The organism is Streptomyces sp. NPDC088387 (assembly GCF_044753385.1).
GTDB lineage: Bacteria > Actinomycetota > Actinomycetes > Streptomycetales > Streptomycetaceae > Streptomyces.
The window spans coordinates 400531-418522 of sequence record NZ_JBIVNC010000006.1; the positions used below are offsets into that span (position 1 = coordinate 400531).

Below are 17992 nucleotides of genomic sequence, written 5' to 3' on the forward strand. Positions count from 1 at the left end.
AGGAAGAGGACCATGGCCGAGTCCGAGAACCCGGACACCAGGATGGTCGAGGCCCTGCGGGCCTCGCTCAAGGAGATCGAGCGGCTGCGGGAACGCAACCGCGCCCTGACCGCGGCGGCCCGGGAACCGGTCGCGATCGTCGGCATGGCCTGCCGCTACCCGGGCGGCGTCCGGTCCCCGGAGGACCTGTGGCGGCTGCTCAGGGACGGCGCCGAGGGCATCACCGCGTTCCCCGGCGACCGCGGCTGGGACCCCGACCTGTACGACCCGACACCGGGTGTGCCGGGCCGCTCCTACACCGGGCAGGGCGGATTCCTGCACGACGCGGGCGACTTCGACGCCGGGTTCTTCGGGATCGGCCCGAACGAGGCCCTCGTCATGGACCCCCAGCAGCGGCTGCTCCTGGAGGGCTCCTGGGAGGCCCTGGAGAACGCCGGCATCGACCCCGTCTCGCTGCGCGGCAGCCGTACGGGTGTCTTCGCGGGCGTCATGTACCACGACTACTTCGGCAGCTTCGGGTCCGGCAGTATCGTCTCCGGCCGGGTCGCCTACACCCTCGGTCTGGAGGGCCCGACGCTCAGCGTCGACACGGCCTGCTCCTCGTCGCTGGTCACCATGCACCTCGCCGCGCAGGCGCTGCGGCAGGGCGAGTGCACGCTGGCGCTGGCCGGGGGAGTGACGGTGATGGCGTCGCCGGGCACCTACGTCGAGTTCAGCCGCCAGGGCGCCCTCTCCCCGGACGGCCGCTGCCGTTCCTTCGCCGACGAGGCCGACGGCACCGGCTTCTCCGAGGGCCTGGGCGTCCTCGTCCTGGAGAAGCTCTCGGACGCCCGCCGCAACGGGCATGCGGTGCTCGCGGTGGTGCGCGGCTCGGCGGTCAACCAGGACGGCGCGTCCAACGGCCTGACAGCGCCCAACGGTCCGTCCCAACAGCGGGTGATCCGCCAGGCACTCGCCTCGGCCCGGCTGTCCGCGGCCGACGTGGACGTGGTCGAGGCGCACGGTACGGGCACCACCCTGGGCGACCCGATCGAGGCGCAGGCCCTGCTGGCCACCTACGGCCAGGATCGCGAACTGCCTTTGTGGCTGGGCTCGGTGAAGTCGAACCTGGGTCACACGCAGGCCGCCGCCGGAGTCGCCGGTGTCATCAAGACGGTGATGGCCATGCGGCACGGGGTGCTCCCGAAGACCCTGCATGCCGACCGGCCGTCGTCGAAGGTGGACTGGGACGCGGGCCGCGTACGGCTCCTCACCGAGGAGCAGCCCTGGGCCGCGAGCGACCGCCCCCGCCGGGCCGGCATCTCCTCCTTCGGCATCAGCGGCACCAACGCCCACACGATCATCGAGGAGCCGTCCGCCGAGGACGCGGCCCCGGCGGAGGCCGAGGCCGGGACCCCGGTGACCGTCTGGCCCCTGTCCGCCCGCTCCGCACAGGGGATCCCGGCCCAGGCCGAGCGGCTCTACGGCTACCTGAGCGACCGGCCCGCTCTGCACCCCGCCGCGATCGCCCGCGCCCTCGGCACCAGGCGCACCACCTTCGACCACCGGGCCGCCGTCACCGGCGCCGACCGGGAGCAGTTGCTGGCCGGCCTGTGTGCCCTCGCCGACGGCACACCCGCCTCCACGGCCACCACCGGCAGGTCCAGGAGCGGGACGCGCACGGCGTTCCTGTTCACCGGCCAGGGCGCCCAGCGGCTCGGAATGGGCCTTGAACTGCGGGCCCACTACCCGGTGTTCGCCGAGGCCTTCGACGCGGTCGACACCCGGCTCGGACTGCACCTCGTCGACCTGCTCGCGGGCGACGACGCCGGCGTGGTGCACCGCACGCAGTACGCGCAGACCGCGCTGTTCGCCTTCGAGGTGGCCATGTTCCGGCTGCTGGAGTCGCTCGGCGTCCGGCCCGACCTGCTCGCCGGGCACTCCGTCGGGGAACTGGCGGCAGCCCATGTGGCCGGCGTGCTCGACCTGGACGACGCCTGCACACTGGTCGCCGCCCGCGGCCGGCTGATGCAGGCGCTGCCGGAGGGCGGCGCGATGGTCGCCGTACAGGCCACCGAGGAGCAGGTGCGGCCGCGCCTCGACGGCCGGGTCGGGCTCGCCGCGGTCAACGGCCCGAACGCCGTGGTGCTCTCGGGCGAGGAGGAGGCGGTGCTCGCCGCCGCCGAGGGCTTCGGCAAGACCAAACGGCTCGCCGTCTCGCACGCCTTCCACTCGCCCCTGATGGACGGCATGCTCGACGAGTTCCGGTCCGTGGCCGAGAAGTTGACCTTCCGCGAGCCGGTGATCCCGATCGTGTCGACCCTCACGGGCCGCCTCGCCGACGGCGAGTTGCTGCGCGACCCCGGCTACTGGGTACGGCACGTGCGGGAGACGGTCCGGTTCGCCGACGCCGTGGGCTCCCTCACCGCCGCGGGCGCCGGCCGCTTCGTCGAGCTCGGACCCGACGCCGTACTGACCGGTCTCGCCCGTTCCTGCGCGGAGGGCGACGGTACGGTCTTCGTCGCGCTCGGCCGCCGTAACGGCAGTGAGCCGACGGCCCTCATGGCGGGCCTCGCCCGGCTGTTCACCGACGGACTCGCCCCCGACTGGGCGGCGCTCTTCCCCGGCACGACCCGCGCGGAACTCCCCACCTACGCGTTCCGGCACGAGCGGTACTGGCTGAACGCGGAGGTGCCCCTCACCACCGGGGCGCTCACCGAGCCGGTACCGCCCGCCGACATCGCGGGGATCACCGGGACCACCGGGACCACTGGGATCACCGGGATCGCGGAGATCCCGGCGACGGCTGGGACCGCCGGGATCGCCGGGACTTCCGGAACTCATGACGCGAGCCCGTTCCGGCAGCGCCTCGCCGGTGCCTCGCCCGACGAGCAGGAGGCACTGCTGACCGAGGTGATCCGCGCGCAGACCGCCGCGATCCTCGGTCACGCGGGAGCCGAGGCCGTCGAACCGGACGCCGTGTTCCTGGAGATCGGCCTCGACTCGGTGTCCGCCGCCGAACTGCGCAACGCCCTCGGCGCCGGCCTGGGCAGCACACTGCCCGCCGGAGTCGTCTTCGACCACCGCACACCCGCCGCCCTCGCCGTCGCCGTGCGCGAACACCTCGCCGAGGGCGGGCCGCCGCGGGCCGCCGGTGACGCCGGACTCGAGTCGATCAGCGGGCTCGTGCGGCGCGCCGCGGCCGACGGGCGGATGGAGCAGGCCATCCAGCTGCTGCGAACTGTGGCCGAGATTCTCCCCGGTTTCTCGTCGCTCGCCGAACTCGACGACGTCACCGACCCGGTGCGGCTCGCCACCGGCGACACCGGACCCCGGCTCATCTGCCTGCCCTCGCCGATGGCACTCGGCGGCGCCCACCAGTACGCCCGGTTCGCCCGGTACTTCCAGGGCCGCCGTGACGTCGTGGTGCCCACGGTCCCGGGCTTCGGGCCGCGCGAGGCGCTGCCGCGGACCGTGGAGGCGGTGGTGGAGGTGGTCGTCGAGGGCATCCGCCGGTCCTGCCCGGACGAGCGGCCATACGTCCTCGTCGGCTACTCCTCCGGCGGCCAGTTCGCCCACGCTGCCGCCGAGATCATGGAGAAGACCGGCCGGCCCGCCGCCGGTGTGGTGCTGCTCGACACCTATCTGCCGGGCGACGAGGGCAAGGACGACCTCTGGCGGCAGATGTTCGACGGCATGCTCGACCGGGAGTCGCACGTCGGCGGCTTCGGCACGGCCCGGCTCGCCGCCATGAGCCGCTACAGCGACCTGATCCAGCACTGTCTGCCGGGCGCACTCACCGCACCCGTGCTGTTCGTGCGGCCCACGGAGTCGTTCGCGACCGGCGCCGACGACTGGCGGGCCACCTGGTCCGCCGAGCACCGGCCGGTCGACGTGCCCGGCACCCACTTCACGATTCTGGAGGAATTCGCCGACGCCACGGCCGGAGCGGTCGAGACCTGGCTGACCGATGTGGCATCCCATGACGCGAAATCACCGGAATAGTTTCGACGCCGCCGGGAAAAAGACGACGGCCTCCGACTGTGCGACGGAGGCCGGTCACACCGCGGAGCGTGACGGTCCAATGACCGTTCGCGCTCCGCGGCTTCTTCACTCGCCGGCCTCGCGGAAATGCGCCAACCATGCCTCGATATCGCAGCGGATACTGTCCGGATCCACACCCAATTGCATGGCGATTCCCTCCGCGGCCAATTCGGGCTGCCAGTCGCTCCACTGGAGCGCCAGCCACATCGTGGTACCGCGCGGGCCGCAACGGTGCCGCCTCCCGGTCCGCCGGGAGACCAGCTCCAGAAATCCGTCGGGCCTGACCTGCGCGGTCAGTTCGAGGTCAGGTCGCATCACGTCGCGATCCTCCGCGCCCCACGCGGTGCTTTCCCGTCGCCTTGGGGCGGTCGGTTGTCCTGGCCATTGGACGTCCCATCCATCGCAGCTTCTTCTGTCGTTCCGACGGTACCCGCACAAAGGGCCCGACAACACTGGTGATAAGCGAACCCTTCGAAGGGGAGGGAGATATTCCGTCAAAGTGCAGGCAGTTATCGATGCGGGGGAAGTTTCCTCGACCTTGACAGGAAGACCACAGATTTCACACGCCGTCCGCCCGAACCTGGTGTGCCGAGGTAGAGAAACCTCTACCTCGAACCGGCCTGTCAATGCCAATGTGCCGCGGCCGCACCGTTTCTAGGCTGGTTCACAGACACCGCGTGAGAAGCGCGATATCTCATAGGGGAGCCCCCAGTGCACACTTCACAGGACCTCCGTCAGACGGAGGCGGTACGGCTGGACGCCGTGTCGAAGACCTACGGCCGAGGCGACAGCCAGGTGGCCGCGCTCCGCGGGCTCTCCATGAGCTTCGCCGACGGCACCTTCACCGCCGTCATGGGTCCGTCCGGATCGGGCAAGAGCACCTTCCTGCACTGTGCCGCGGGACTCGTCCAGCCCACCTCCGGCAAGGTCGTCGTCGGCGGCACGGACCTCGCGGGCCTGGACGACAACCAGCTGACCAAGCTGCGCCGGGACCGGATCGGCTTCATCTTCCAGGCCTTCAACCTGCTCCCGGCGCTGACGGTCATGCAGAACATCACCCTCCCCCTCCAGTTGGCCGGACAGCGCCCCGACAAGGCCCTCATCCGCAACGTCGTACAGCGCGTCGGACTGGCCGAGCGCCTCGGCCACCTGCCCGCCGAACTCTCCGGCGGCCAGCAGCAGCGCGTCGCCATCGCCCGCGCCCTGGTCACCCGCCCCGCGGTGGTCTTCGCGGACGAGCCCACCGGCGCCCTGGACACCCGCACCGCGGCATCCGTCCTCGGCCTGCTGCGCGAGTCCGTCGACAACGCCCGCCAGACACTCGTCATGGTCACCCACGACCCGGTCGCCGCCTCCTACGCGGACCGCGTGGTGTTCCTCGCCGACGGCGCCTTCGCCGGCGAACTGCTCCGGCCGACGGCCGACGCCGTCGCCGCCCGGATGACCAGGCTCGGTGCCTGGGAGGACGACAACCACCGCCAGGCCGCGCCGCAGCCCTCCGGGGGTCGGTTCTGATGTGGCGTCTCGCACTGCGCACCCTGAAGTTCCGCAGGACCAGCTTCATCGCGACCTTCTTCGCCATGTTCCTCGGCGCCGCCATCGTCATCGGCTGCGGCGGACTCATGGAGACCGGCGTCCGGATGGCGGCCGACCCGCAGCGCCTCCAGGAGGCGCCGGTCGTCGTCACCGGTGAACAGACCTACGACTCCGCCGCCCTGACCGAGCGCCACCGCATCGACCCCGCACTGGTCGGCGACGTGGCCAGGGTCAAGGGCGTCGACAAGGCCGTCGCCGACGTCTCGTTCCCGGCCACCGTCCTCAAGGACGGCAAGCCGGTCACCGACGACTCGACCTCGTACGGCCACGGCTGGGCCAGTGCCCGGCTCACCCCCTATACCCTCGCCGCCGGCAAATCCCCCGTCGCCGGCGGCGAGGTCGTCCTCGACGCGGAACTGGCCGAACAGGCCAGTGCCCGCACGGGCTCCACGGTCGCCGTCGTCGTCGACGGCACCACCCGGCAGTTCCGGGTCAGCGGCATCGCCGACCAGAGCGGCGGCCACAACCCGGACGCGGCGGTGTTCTTCACGGACGACGAGGCCCGCACCCTCGCGGGCGGCCGGATCGACTCGATCGGTGTCCTGCCCGCCGCCGGCAGCAGCGTCACCACCGTCGCCGACGCGGTGAGCACCGCCGTCGGCGACCGCGCCGAGGTGCTCACCGGCGAGCGCCGCGGCCTCGCCGAACTGCCCGGCACCCTGGCCAGCCAGCGCACCGTCGTCATCCTCGCCGCGGTCTTCGGCTCGTCGGTCGTGCTGATCGTCATGTTCGGTGTCGCCTCCACCCTGAGCCTCTCCCTCCAGCAGCGCGCCCGGGAGATGGCGCTGCTGCGGGCCGTCGGCTCCACCCCCCAGCAGTTGCGCCGCATGATCCTCACCGAGACGGCCGTCCTGTCGGTCGGCTCCGTGCTGCTCGCCCTGCTGCCCGGATACGCCATCGGCCGTGGCCTGTTCGCGGTCCTGACCTCCAGCGGTGTCGTCTCGTCGTCGATCGCCTACCACGCCGGCTGGATCCCCATGGCCGTCGGCGCGATCGTCACCGTCCTCGCCGCGGCGGGCGCCACCCGCTTCGCCGGACGGCGGGCCGCCCGCACCGAACCGGTCGCCGCCCTGGCCGAATCCACCGTCGGCACCCAGTGGTTCAACGTGCCGCGCCTGCTGCTCGCGCTGTTCTTCCTCGCCAACGGCATCGGCCTGGCCGTCGCCACCGCCACCGTCATGGAGGACGGCCCCACCCTCGCCAGCACCGCCGGACCGGCCTCCGTGCTCTTCTGCATCGGCCTCGCCCTGCTCGCCCCCGGCATCACCAAGTTCATGGTGGCGCTGCTGAAGCTGCCGGTGCGCGCCTTCTCCGGGCTCTCCGGCCGGCTCGCCCTGCGCAACGCGGCCACCGCCAACGTCCGGATGGCGGGCGCCGTCGCCCCGATCGTCCTGCTGATCGGCATCGCCACCGGCACCCTCTACATGCAGTCCACCGAGAACGACGTCTCGCGCAGCTCCTACGACCAGAACGTCCTCGCCGACTACGTCCTCGACTCCACGACCGGCGGATTCGACCCCGACGTCGTCGACCGGGTGCGCGAGACGCCCGGCGTGGCCGCGGCCTCCGAGTTCGTCACCAGCCGCGGCTTCGTCGACGGCCCCGACGGCCCGGCCGAGGTCGACCTGCGCGGAGTCTCCGCCGACGGAGTCGTGCAGAGCCTCGACCTGCCCAAGGTGGCCGGTGACCTCACCACACTGAACGGCGACACGGTCGCCCTGTCCGACAAGAAGGCCGAGGAGTACGGGGTGAAGGTCGGCGACAAGCTGCCCATGCACCTCGGCGACGGCACCGAGATCAGCCCCACCGTCGTGGCCCTCTACGCCGACAACCCCAAGCAGCCCTACCTGACCCTGCCCGCGTCGCTGCTCGCCCCGCACGCCGGCGACGGACTGCCGCAGCAGATCCTGGTCCGGGCCGACTCCGGCAGCGGCGACCAGGCACACGAAGGCCTCGCCGCGCTCGCCGCCCAACTGCCCGGCAGCGAACTCGACGACAGCTCCTCACTGGCCGGCCGCAACAACCAGATCCAGCAGATCCTGGTCTCCGCGAACTACACCATCGTCGCGATGATCGTCGGATACGCCTCGATCACGGTCGTCAACACCCTGGTGTCGGTGACCCGCAAGCGCCGCGCCGAGTTCGGCCTCCAGCGGCTCACCGGCGCCACCCGCCGCCAGGTGATCGGCATGCTCACCGTCGAGGGGGTGCTGATCGGAGTCGTCGCCACGGTCCTCGGCACCATCGCCTCGGCGACCACCATCGTCCCGTACAGCCTCGTCAAGAGCGACTCGTATCTGCCCTCCGGATCCATCGGCATCTACCTCGCCATCGTCGGCGGATCCCTGCTCCTCGTGTTCGGCGCCACCCTGCTGCCCTCGTGGCGCGGCATGCGCACCCCCGCCGTGGACACGGTGAAGGCCGCGTGAGCCACCCCCTGGCCGGGCCGTCCCCGCTCCCCCCGGGCGGGGGCGGCCCTTCCGCAACGGCGGGCCGGGGATGGGAGCATGAGGCCATGGAGACTGAGACTGTGCCGGTCACATGGCGCGGCCGACTCGTCCGTGCCTCCCTGGACACCCTGGTCGGCGTCGCGATCGCCACCGGGGCCCTGCTGTCCATCGCCCTCTTCCTCACCACCGCCTACTTCGTCGTCCTGTGCGTCATCGGCATCGGCTTCGTCGCCCTGCCGTACTGCACCCGGGCGGTGCGGTGGCTGGCCGACCTCAACCGGCGGGCCGCCGCACGCTCCGGCGTCCCCGTGGAGCGGCCCTACCGGCCCGAGCCGCAGGAGGTCGAGAGGGACATCGTCGGCTGGATGCGCACCTGCAAGTGGATCCTCGCCGACCCCGCCACCTGGCGGGACATGCTGTGGCTGCTCCTCAACTGCGTCGTGGGACTGGTCGGTTTCGTCCCGGCCGCGCTGCTCTACTACGTGGGGGAGGGGCTGTTCCTCGCCCTCGGTCTGTGGCAACCGCTCGCCGACGACGGAGAGGGCCGCTGGTACGCGTCCGTCACCGTCGACAGCTGGCCGGCCGCGCTCGCCGCGGGCCTGCTCGCCGTGGTGATCCTCGGCGCCTGGGTCCTGCTCGGCCCGCTGGTCCTCAAGGGCTACGCGTACTTCGTGCGCTACCTCCTCGGCCCGACCCGGGGTTCCCGACTGGCCATCCGGGTGCAGCACCTGGCGGAGACCCGCTCGGGCGCCCTCGACATCCAGGCCGCCGAACTACGCCGCATCGAACGCGACCTGCACGACGGAGCCCAGGCCCGCCTCGTCAGCCTCGGCCTCCAACTCGGCGCCGTCGACCGCAAGATGGCCCAGAATCCCGAAGACACCGAGGAGGCCCGGCAGATGCTGCGCCAGGCGCGCGCCTCCTCCGTACAGGCCCTGCGCGAACTGCGCGACCTGGTCCGCGGCATCCACCCGCCGGTCCTCGCCGAACGCGGCCTCGCCGACGCCCTGCGCGCCCTGGGCCTCGCCAGCCCGCTCGGCGTCAGTGTCGAGGCCGACCTGCCCGGCCGGCTGCCCGACCCCGTCGAGTCCGCCGTCTACTTCGCCGTCTCGGAACTGCTCACCAACGCCCTCAAGCACGCCGACGCACAGACCGTGCAGGTCGTCGCCCGGTACGAGGACGGGGTCCTGCACGCCCACGTCACCGACGACGGCCGCGGCGGCGCCGACCTGTCGGCCGGTACCGGCCTGGAGGGCATCCGACGCCGACTGGCATCCTTTGACGGGGTCCTGGAGATCGACAGCCCCCGGGGCGGTCCGACCGTGATGAAGCTGGAGCTACCGTGCGCGTTGTCCTCGCAGAAGACCTCTTCCTCCTGAGGCAGGGGATCATCCAGCTGCTTGAGGCATACGGCTTCGAAGTGGTCGCCGCCGTCGACAACGGCACCGACCTCGCCGCCGCGCTCGCCGAGCACCGCCCCGACGTCGCCATCGTCGACGTACGCCTGCCGCCCACCTTCACCACCGAAGGCCTCCAGGCCGCCCTGCGCGCCCGCCGCGAACAGCCGGGACTGCCGATCCTCGTCCTCTCCCAGCACGTCGAGCAGATGTACGCCCGCGAGCTGCTCGCCGACGGCACCGGCGGGATCGGCTATCTGCTCAAGGACAGCGTCCTGGACGACGAGCAGTTCATCGACTCGGTACGACGGGTCGCCGCCGGCGGTACGGCCATGGACCCGGCCGTCGTCGCCCAGCTGATGACCAGCCACTCCCGGGACGAGCCGCTGGCCGCGCTCAGCGGACGCGAGCGCGAGGTGCTCGGGCTGATGGCGGAAGGCTGCTCCAACACGGCGATCGCGCAGCGGCTGACGGTCACCGAGGGCGCCGCCGCGAAGCACATCTCCAACATCTTCACCAAGCTGCTGCTGCCACCGTCGAGCGACAGCAACCGGCGGGTGCTCGCGGTACTGGCCTATCTCAACGCGTGAGCATCGTGCCCGCACGTGAGCCTTGTCTCCCCGCCTGAGCTGCCCGGTTGGGGCGGGTAGGGGTGGCCGCCCGGCCGCCCGGCCGTGAGACTGCTGGGGCACACCCGCGGCCACCGCCAGGAAGGAAACGTCCGCCCCATGACCACCCTCGCCGAGCAGGACCGACTCTGGATCCGCCGCTACCACCCCCGACCGGACGCGGCGGCCAGGCTGGTCTGCCTGCCGCACGCGGGCGGTTCGGCCTCCTTCTACCGCCCGGTCTCCGCGGGCCTGCCCGCCTCCGTGGACGTGCTGGCCCTCCAGTACCCGGGCCGCCAGGACCGCCGCAACGAGCCGTGCGCCGAGAGCATCGCCGAACTCGCCGACCACGTCACCTCCGTACTGCTGCCGTGGACGGACCGCCCGCTGGTCTTCTTCGGCCACAGCATGGGCGCCACCCTCGGCTTCGAGGTCGCCCGCCGCCTCGAGAGCGACCACGGAGTCGTCCTGCGGGCACTGGTCGCCTCCGCCCGCCGGGCCCCCTCCTGCCACCGCGACGAGGCGTTCCACCTCCGCGACGACGACGGACTCCTCGCGGAGATGCGGCAGTTGAGCGGCACCGACGCGGCGATCCTGGAGAACGAGGAACTGGTCCGCATGGCCCTGCCCGCGATCCGCGCGGACTACCGCGCCGCCGAGACCTACGTCTACACGCCGGGCCCCGACCTCACCTGCCCGGTCGTCGCGCTGGTCGGCGACGACGACCCCAAGGTGACCGTGGAAGAGGCACGCGCCTGGGAGCGCCACACCGACGGCCCGTTCGAGTTCCACGAGTTCAAGGGCGGCCACTTCTACCTGACGGCCCACCAGCAGCAGGTACTCGACGTGCTGGCGGCGCAGGCGGCGCGGACATGACGTCGGTCCTCGTCACCGGTTGCAGCACCGGCATCGGCCTCGAAACCGCGTTGGCCTTCGCCCGGCGCGGCGACCGGGTGCACGCCGGGCTGCGCAACCCCGCCGGCGCACGGGACCTGCTCGCACGCGCCGACGCCGAAGGGCTCACCCTCCACGTCACCGAACTGGCCGCCACCGACAACCCCGGCACCGCGCTGCACACCCCGGTCGGCAAGGACGCGGAGGCGGCACTTCGGTTCCTCGCGGGCGTCACCTACGAGCAGTGGCTGCCCCGCTTCCTGGAACAGGCCGAGTCCCTCGTGGGCCCGCGCCCCTCCCCGGCCTGAACCGGGCCTGGGTCAACCGGCGTTCGGATCGGCCAGGGCGGCCTCCCACGGAGTGCGGGCCGCCACCAGGGCCCGCAGCGCGCGCAGCGGCCTCGGTGCCACTCCCGCGGCGAGCACCCCCGCGATCCGGTCGCCGGTGCGGTAGGCGACGAGCAGCCGCCGCCCGGCGAAGTCACTGTCGAGGACCCGCGCCTCGTCGTGGCCGCGCAGATGGCCGTACGCCTGGAACCTGGTGCCGTACTGGTCCGACCAGAAGTACGGCACCGGGGCGAACGGCCGCCGCTCCCCGGGGCCGACCAGCGTGCGGGCGACGGCCATGGCCTGCTCGGACGCGTTGGTGCGGTGCTCGACACGCATGTCCGTGCCGAACAGCGGGTTGTACCAGCGGGCCACGTCACCGACCCCGTACACGCCGGGCGCGGCGCCGCAGTACTCGTCGCAGAACAGTCCGTCCCGCACGGTGAGCCCGCTGTCCGCGAGCCACTCGGTGTTGGGCACACAGCCGATGGCCACCAGCACCTCGTCGGCGGGCAGCACGGACGCGTCGGTGAGCCGGACACCGGTCACCGCGCCCTCCGCGCTCAGCACCTCGCCGACCGCGGTCTCCACCCGCACCCGCACGCCGTTCTCCTGGTGGAGCCGGGTCAGGAACCGTCCGGCCTGCTCGCCGATCGCCGGCGCCAGCGGCACCGGCGCTGGCTCGACCAGCGTCACCTCGACGCCGAGACCCCGTGCCACGGCGGCCACCTCGGTGCCGAGGAACCCGCCGCCGACGACCACCAGCCGGCGGCCCGCGCGCAATCGGGCCCGCAGCGCGAGCGCGTCCTGGAGCGTGCGCAGGGTGTGCACCCCGGCGACACCGTCGGTGCCGGGCAGCCGCCGGGCGCGGACACCGGTGGCGACGACCAGCGCGTCGTACTCCAGCCGGACCCCGTCGGCCAGCGTCACCGACCTGGCGGCCGGATCCAGTGCGGTCGCCGGGACGCCGAGCCGCAACTCCAGTGCCAGCGCGTCCAGATCGGGGCCCGAGCGCAGTGCGAGCCGGTCCGGTTCCCAGTCGCCGCCGAGCAGTTGCTTGGACAGCGGGGGACGGTCGTAGGGCGTCTGCGGCTCGTCACCGACGAGGGTGATCGTGCCCTCGTGTCCCGCGCGGCGCAGCGCCTCGGCGGCGCTCAGGCCACCTGCCGAAGCGCCGACGACGACGACCCGGTTCACCTTCATCTGGGTTCCTCGAACACTCGGGGGTGGTTTGCGGCGGAGTCCGGCTGGGCGGGGCCGGGCGCCGCGGAGTCCGTGGGGTCGGGGGAGGGGAAGGAGCCCCAGGTCTCGCGCAGTGCGTCGCAGATCTCGCCCACCGTCGCGCCCGCGGCGAGCGCCTCCTTCATCGGGTACAGCACGTTGTCCCGCCCGCGGGCCGCCTCCCGCAGCGCGGTGACGTGGACGTCGATCCGGTCCGGGTCGCGCCAGGCGCGGAGCTTGGCGAGGCGCTCGGCCTGCCGGGCCGCCACGGCGGGGTCGGCACCCGGCGGCTCATGGAACTCCCACTCGTCCAGGGGGAGTTGGCCGGAGCCCAGCACGGCCCGCCGGCCGAAGTAACCCTCCTGGGCGGCACGGAAGGCGTGGCGGTCGATCTGCCGCTGTTGGAAGCCCTGTTCGAGCGCGGCGACCGCGCCGCCGCGCTCCTCGATCTCGCGCATCAGCTCCCGTGCGTGTGCTTCGACCCGGTCGTCGGGCGACGCGGTGTGGAACTTCGCGATCTCGTCCAGGACCGGTGCGAGCGCGGCGGCGTCGACCCCCGCCGCGACGGCTGCGCGGACGTAGGCGATGCCGTTGGCGAGGGTGAAGGCGAGTTCCTGCGCCGGCGAGGCACCGGCCTCCGCCAGGGGGCGGCCGGAGATCGAGATCGGCTGCCACGCGGGGAGTTCGGCCGCGCTGTAGGCGAGGACGTCCGCGGTCAGCCGGAGCGCGGGACGCGGCGGGAGGACACACGCCCCGCGCACGACGAGGTCGCCGAGGACGTCGTTGTGGACCGCGCCGGTGAGGCGGCCGGCCGGGACGCCACGCTCCTCCGCGACCAGTTGGTACAGCAGCAGGAGGGGCGCGGCCGGCGCGTTGACCGCCATCGACGTGGTGACCTCGTCGAGCGGGACGCCGTCGAGCAGCACCCGCATGTCGTCGAGGGAGTCGACCGCCACGCCGGACCGGCCGACCTCACCCCGCGCGAGTGGCGCGTCGGAGTCGAGGCCGAGCCGGGTCGGCAGGTCGAAGACGAGGGGCAGGGTGGTGGTGCCGCCGGCGATCAGCCGGCGGTGGTGGGCCCCCGCCTCCCGCGCCGTGCCGAAGCCGGTGTACGGGCGCGGGGGCCGGGGGCGGCGGCCGGGGTACGTCGTCGTGGGGGAGCGAAGTCCGTCCGGCACGGCGGCTCGTCAGCCGTGGACCTGGATGGAACGCGACGGGCACAGGTCGGCGGCCTGGAGGACCTCCGCGCGGTCGCCCTCCGACGGCTCCTCCCGCAGCACGATCACCAGACCGGCGTCGTCCTGGTCGAAGACGTCCGGGCTGAGCATCGCGCACTGCCCGGACCCCACGCACCGGTCGCGTTCCGTGGTGACACGCATGAGAGGGACTCCGATCGGGTCGGCCGTCACCAGGTGACGGGGAGTTCGTAGACGCCGTAGACCATGGCGTCGTCCTTGAAGCGCAGCTCGTCCGCCGGGGCCGCCAGCTTCAGGCCGGGGATGCGGCGCAGCAGCGTGCCGTAGACGGCCTCCAGCTCGACGCGGGCCAGGTTGGCGCCGATGCACTGGTGGATGCCGTAGCCGAACGCGAGGTGGCTGCGGGCCTCCTTGCGGTGGATGTCGAGGGTGCCCGCGTCCTTGAAGACCGACTCGTCGTGGTTGGCCGCGTTGTTGAGCGCGAGGATGCCCTCGCCGGCCCTGATGGTGACCCCGCCGACCTCGATGTCGCCGACGGCGACCCGGGCGGTGCCGGAGTCGGAGATGGAGAAGACGCGGAGCAACTCCTCGATGGCGTTGGGGAGAAGCGCCGGGTCCTGCTGGAGCTCGGCCATCAGCTCCGGGTGCTCGAGCAGGGCCAGCACACCCAGGGCGATCATGTTGGCGGTGGTCTCGTGGCCGCCGACCAGCATCAGCCGCGCCATCGTCACCACGTCGACGTGGTCGGCGACCTGCTCGGTCTCGTTCTTCTCCAGGAAGCGGCTGATCAGGTCGTCGCCCGGCTCGTTCTCCTTGAGCGTGACGAGCTTGTCGAGGTACATGTCCAGGGCCTGTACCGCGGCGCCGTACTCCGCCGGGCTCAGGTCGTGGTTCATCATCGCCGCCGACCACTCCTCGAACTGCGGGTGGTCCTCGTAGGGCACACCGAGCAGTTCGCAGATCACCAGCGAGGGCACCGGGAGGGCGAGCGCGGTGACCAGGTCGACCGGGCCGCCCTTCGCCAGCATCGCGTCGATGTGCTCGTCGACGATCTTCTGGATGTGCGGGCGCATCTCCTTCACCCGGCGCGCGGTGAACTCGGGGATGAGCATGCGCCGCTGGGCGGTGTGCTCGGGCGGGTCCATGGACAGCAGCATCAGCCGCGCCGCCGCCAGCATCTCCTCGGGGATGTGGAACTGGTGCGGGTAGCCGGGCAGCTTGAGGTTGGAGCTGGCGTTGCCGTCGCCGAGCACCTGGCGGACGTCCTCGTGCCGGGTGACGAGCCAGGTCGGCTTGCCGTTCACCTTCAGCGAGGCCCGCGAGACGGGCTCGTTCTCCCGCATGCCGGCGTACTCGCCGGGCTCGCTGAACGGGCAGGTGCGGCGCATCGGGAACTGCGGAAGCGGCGACTCGGACCCGGTCCCGGGCGCGGCGTCGGTGGACTGGCTCATGGCTGCCTTTCGAGCAGGGGCGATGGCGGTGACGGGGGCGGGCGGCGGTGGGGTGCGGGGTCCGCCGTCACCAGGTGACGGGCAGCTCGTACAGGCCGTAGACGATTGCGTCGTCCTTGAAGCGCAGTTCGTCGACCGGGGAGGCCAGGCGCAGGGTCGGGATGCGTCGCAGCAGCGTCGTGTAGACGACGTCGAGTTCCATGCGGGCGAGGTTCTGGCCGATGCACTGGTGGACGCCGTAGCCGAACGCCAGGTGGCTGCGGGCCTCGCGGCGCACGTCGAGCCGGTCGGGGTCGGGGAAGACCCGCTCGTCGTGGTTGGCGGCGTTGTTCAGCGGCAGGATGCCCTCGCCGGCCCGGATGGTGACGTCGCCCAGCTCGATGTCCTCCAGGGCGACCCGCGCGGTGCCCGCGTCCGAGATGGAGAAGAAGCGCAGCAGCTCCTCCACCGCCTTCGGCATCAGCTCCGGCTCCTCGCGCAGGGTGTCGAGCTGCCCGGGGTGCTCAAGGAGGGCCAGCATGCCGAGCGCGATCATGTTGGCGGTGGTCTCGTGCCCGGTGACCAGCATCAGCCGCGCCATGCTGACGATGTCGGAGTGCTCGACCGCCGGAGTCTCCCGGTTGAACGCGATCAGCCGGCTGATCATGTCGTCGCCGGGTTCGCTCTCCTTGGCGGTGACCAGCCCGTCCACGTACCGGTCGAGCTCGTAGTGCGCGCGCCCGCGGTCCTCGTCGCTGATGTCGTGGTTCATGATGGCCCACGCCCACTCCTCGAACCGGCCGTGGTCATCGTAGGGGACCCCCAGCAGTTCGCAGATGACGTACGACGGCACCGGCAGCGCCAGTTCGGTGACCAGGTCGACCGGCGCGTCCGCGCCCTTGGCGAGCATCCGGTCGATCTGCTCGTCCACGATCTGCTGCACCCGCTCGCGCAGCTCGCGCATCCGGCGGACACTGAACTCGGGTGCCAGCATGCGGCGTTGCACCGTGTGGTCCGGCGGGTCCATGGACAGGAAGGTCAGCGGCACCGCCTGGAGCATCTCCTCCGGCACCGGCACCTGGAGGGGGTAGCCGGGGAGCTTGAGGTTCGCGCTGACCCGCTCGTCGCCGAGCAGCTTCTTGTACAGGTCGTGCCGGGTGATCAGCCAGGTGGGCTTGCCGTTGACCTTCAGCTGGGCGCGGGAGACCGGCTCGGCCTCGCGCAGTTCCGTGTACTCGGCGGGCGGGCTGAAGGGGCAGGCCCGCCGCATGGGGAAGTCCGGCAGCGCGGCCCCGTCGGCCTGTTCGGCAGGTGCAGTCATCATGTCCTCTTCGCGCGGGAGGGAACGGGAGCGCCGGCGTCGGAGCGGGTCCGGTCGGCGCCCGGCGGGGCGCTGTCGGCGTCAATCGCACGCTAGGCAGCCGTGGTCGGGGCCTCCAACCCCTAGGTGCCCCTAGGACCCGGGCCGGTGGAAGGGGTACCGTGCCCGCCCGCCGCCACGGTCCCGGCCGAGGGGTGCGCCGCGGCCGGCGAAGGGCCGGAAACACCCGGTCCGACGGGGTGACGGGGTGTTCGAACGACCGTGACGGCTATCACCTGAACCCCCCTTCCCGCCTGCCTGTGCAGGTCGAACGGGTACCCCTGATGCCTGCCCGTACCACCTAGGGGCGGTTAGGGGTCTGGTGGCGGGGCGGGGCCGGTTAGCGTCGGCAACGAACCACGGCGGATGAACGGCCCGGCGCAGGTACGGCCCGGCAGGGGTACGGCCCGGCGCGGGCACGGCCCGCCAGGGGTACGGCCCGGCAGGGTACGCATCGCCCACCGCTCCGGTCCTCCGGTCCCCGCCCGTGTCCTTGCCCCCCGGTCGCTGCTGCGTTCGCAGCCGAGCAGAGGAGATCAGCGTGTCCCCGGATCCCAGCGCGAAGGGCACCGTCCCCTTCGGGGAGTACCGGACCTGGTACCGGGTGACCGGTGAGCTCGGTGCGGGTCGGCCCGCGGTCGTCGCCGTGCACGGCGGGCCCGGCAGCACCCACGACTACCTGCTGCCGCTGGCCCGCCTCGCCGACGACGGCTGGCCCGTCGTCCACTACGACCAGCTGGGCAACGGCGGCTCGACCCATCTGCCCGGCAAGGACGCCGGGTTCTGGACCGTCGACCTGTTCCTCGAGGAACTCGCCAACCTGGTCGAGCGGTTGGGCATCGCCGACGACTACGTGCTGTTCGGCCAGTCCTGGGGCGGCCCGCTGTGCGCCGCGCACGCCATGACCGACCCGCCGGGCCTGCGCGGACTGGTCGTCGCCAACGCGCCCGCGTCGTACCCGATCTGGCTCCGGGAGATGGCACGGCTGCGGGCCGAACTCCCGCCGGAGGTCGACGCGACGCTGCGGCGGCACGAGGCGGCCGGCACCTTCGACAGCCAGGAGTACCTCGCCGCCATGCGGGTCTTCTACGACCGCCATGTGTGCCGCGTGACGCCCTGGCCCCGCGACTTCCTCTCCTCCTTCATGGAGATCTACAACGACCCGACCGTCTACTACGCGATGAACGGACCCAACGAGTTCCATGTCATCGGGTCCCTCAAGGACTGGTCGATCGTCGACGAACTGCACCGGATCACCACCCCCACCCTGCTGATCAGCGGCCGCCACGACGAGGCCACCCCGGCCGTCGTCCAGCCGTACCAGGACCACATCCCCGGCGCGCGCTGGGAGATCTTCGAGGAGTCGAGCCACCTTCCCCACCTGGAGGAGCCCGAGCGGTTCTTCGAGGTCATGACCGACTTCCTGAAGAGCCTCTGACCCACCGAACCACCGGTCCCACCGAACCACCGGTCCCACCGGGCCACTCGACC

The 17992-nt window shown here is 72.2% G+C and carries 14 protein-coding genes; 8 read left to right on the plus strand and 6 right to left on the minus strand.

Annotated features, from left to right (window positions below; genetic code table 11):
- Positions 1 to 12: 12 nt before the first annotated feature.
- A complete protein-coding gene (locus tag ACIQAC_RS18780) occupies positions 13 to 3984 on the plus strand; it encodes a type I polyketide synthase (RefSeq protein ID WP_402192389.1) in 3972 nt (1323 codons plus the stop codon).
- Between the two features lie 105 nt (positions 3985 to 4089).
- On the opposite strand, the gene ACIQAC_RS18785 is transcribed toward ACIQAC_RS18780, so the two are convergent.
- Positions 4090 to 4338, minus strand: coding sequence for a hypothetical protein (locus tag ACIQAC_RS18785; RefSeq protein WP_402192680.1), 249 nt, complete (start codon positions 4336 to 4338; stop codon positions 4090 to 4092).
- Positions 4339 to 4734: 396 nt separating this feature from the next.
- On the opposite strand from ACIQAC_RS18785, the gene ACIQAC_RS18790 reads away from it, so the two are divergent.
- The 6 genes from ACIQAC_RS18790 (at position 4735) to ACIQAC_RS18815 (ending at position 11276) form a co-directional block, all read left to right on the plus strand.
- Positions 4735 to 5538 carry an ABC transporter ATP-binding protein gene (locus ACIQAC_RS18790; RefSeq protein ID WP_402192391.1) on the plus strand — a complete coding sequence of 268 codons (804 nt, stop codon included), beginning with the start codon at positions 4735 to 4737 and terminating at the stop codon, positions 5536 to 5538.
- Positions 5538 to 8048 (plus strand): FtsX-like permease family protein, encoded by a 2511-nt coding sequence (locus ACIQAC_RS18795; protein ID WP_402192394.1) that lies wholly within the window; start codon positions 5538 to 5540, stop codon positions 8046 to 8048. Before ACIQAC_RS18790 ends, ACIQAC_RS18795 begins: the two co-directional genes overlap by 1 nt.
- Positions 8049 to 8134: 86 nt before the next feature.
- Positions 8135 to 9448: a sensor histidine kinase gene (locus ACIQAC_RS18800; RefSeq protein WP_402192396.1), complete on the plus strand. Its 1314-nt coding sequence runs from the start codon at positions 8135 to 8137 to the stop codon at positions 9446 to 9448.
- Positions 9412 to 10056: a response regulator gene (locus ACIQAC_RS18805; RefSeq protein ID WP_402192399.1), complete on the plus strand. Its 645-nt coding sequence runs from the start codon at positions 9412 to 9414 to the stop codon at positions 10054 to 10056. The genes ACIQAC_RS18800 and ACIQAC_RS18805 overlap by 37 nt, the downstream gene beginning before the upstream one ends.
- A gap of 138 nt (positions 10057 to 10194) precedes the next feature.
- Complete coding sequence (locus tag ACIQAC_RS18810; protein WP_402192400.1) at positions 10195 to 10950, plus strand: thioesterase II family protein; 756 nt, start codon at positions 10195 to 10197, stop codon at positions 10948 to 10950.
- Positions 10947 to 11276 carry an SDR family NAD(P)-dependent oxidoreductase gene (locus ACIQAC_RS18815; protein WP_402192403.1) on the plus strand — a complete coding sequence of 110 codons (330 nt, stop codon included), beginning with the start codon at positions 10947 to 10949 and terminating at the stop codon, positions 11274 to 11276. The genes ACIQAC_RS18810 and ACIQAC_RS18815 overlap by 4 nt, the downstream gene beginning before the upstream one ends.
- A gap of 12 nt (positions 11277 to 11288) precedes the next feature.
- Here the strand turns inward: ACIQAC_RS18815 and ACIQAC_RS18820 are convergent, their stop codons facing one another.
- The 5 genes from ACIQAC_RS18820 to ACIQAC_RS18840 form a co-directional block, all read right to left on the minus strand.
- Entirely contained in the window at positions 11289 to 12491 is a 1203-nt protein-coding gene (locus ACIQAC_RS18820; protein ID WP_402192682.1) for an NAD(P)/FAD-dependent oxidoreductase, read from the minus strand.
- A gap of 2 nt (positions 12492 to 12493) precedes the next feature.
- Complete coding sequence (locus ACIQAC_RS18825; protein WP_402192405.1) at positions 12494 to 13693, minus strand: methylmalonyl-CoA mutase family protein; 1200 nt, start codon at positions 13691 to 13693, stop codon at positions 12494 to 12496.
- Between the two features lie 9 nt (positions 13694 to 13702).
- The gene (locus tag ACIQAC_RS18830; protein WP_402192408.1) at positions 13703 to 13894 is read right to left on the minus strand and encodes a ferredoxin; all 192 of its coding nucleotides are present in this window, start codon (positions 13892 to 13894) and stop codon (positions 13703 to 13705) included.
- A gap of 26 nt (positions 13895 to 13920) precedes the next feature.
- Positions 13921 to 15162, minus strand: coding sequence for a cytochrome P450 (locus tag ACIQAC_RS18835; RefSeq protein WP_402192411.1), 1242 nt, complete (start codon positions 15160 to 15162; stop codon positions 13921 to 13923).
- A 67-nt stretch (positions 15163 to 15229) separates the two neighbouring features.
- Positions 15230 to 16462 (minus strand): cytochrome P450, encoded by a 1233-nt coding sequence (locus ACIQAC_RS18840; RefSeq protein WP_402192684.1) that lies wholly within the window; start codon positions 16460 to 16462, stop codon positions 15230 to 15232.
- A gap of 580 nt (positions 16463 to 17042) precedes the next feature.
- Here ACIQAC_RS18840 and ACIQAC_RS18845 point away from each other — a divergent pair.
- Positions 17043 to 17939, plus strand: coding sequence for a proline iminopeptidase-family hydrolase (locus ACIQAC_RS18845; RefSeq protein ID WP_402192412.1), 897 nt, complete (start codon positions 17043 to 17045; stop codon positions 17937 to 17939).
- Positions 17940 to 17992 lie beyond the last annotated feature (53 nt).

Bases quoted from the DNA above. Each gene is read 5' to 3' on its own strand.
- ACIQAC_RS18780 (WP_402192389.1), top strand. From the start codon at position 13: ATGGCCGAGTCCGAGAACCCGGACACCAGGATGGTCGAGGCCCTGCGG.
- ACIQAC_RS18785 (WP_402192680.1), bottom strand. From the start codon at position 4,338: ATGCGACCTGACCTCGAACTGACCGCGCAGGTCAGGCCCGACGGATTT.
- ACIQAC_RS18795 (WP_402192394.1), top strand. From the start codon at position 5,538: ATGTGGCGTCTCGCACTGCGCACCCTGAAGTTCCGCAGGACCAGCTTC.
- ACIQAC_RS18800 (WP_402192396.1), top strand. From the start codon at position 8,135: ATGGAGACTGAGACTGTGCCGGTCACATGGCGCGGCCGACTCGTCCGT.
- ACIQAC_RS18810 (WP_402192400.1), top strand. From the start codon at position 10,195: ATGACCACCCTCGCCGAGCAGGACCGACTCTGGATCCGCCGCTACCAC.
- ACIQAC_RS18815 (WP_402192403.1), top strand. From the start codon at position 10,947: ATGACGTCGGTCCTCGTCACCGGTTGCAGCACCGGCATCGGCCTCGAA.
- ACIQAC_RS18830 (WP_402192408.1), bottom strand. From the start codon at position 13,894: ATGCGTGTCACCACGGAACGCGACCGGTGCGTGGGGTCCGGGCAGTGC.
- ACIQAC_RS18835 (WP_402192411.1), bottom strand. From the start codon at position 15,162: ATGAGCCAGTCCACCGACGCCGCGCCCGGGACCGGGTCCGAGTCGCCG.
- ACIQAC_RS18840 (WP_402192684.1), bottom strand. From the start codon at position 16,462: ATGACTGCACCTGCCGAACAGGCCGACGGGGCCGCGCTGCCGGACTTC.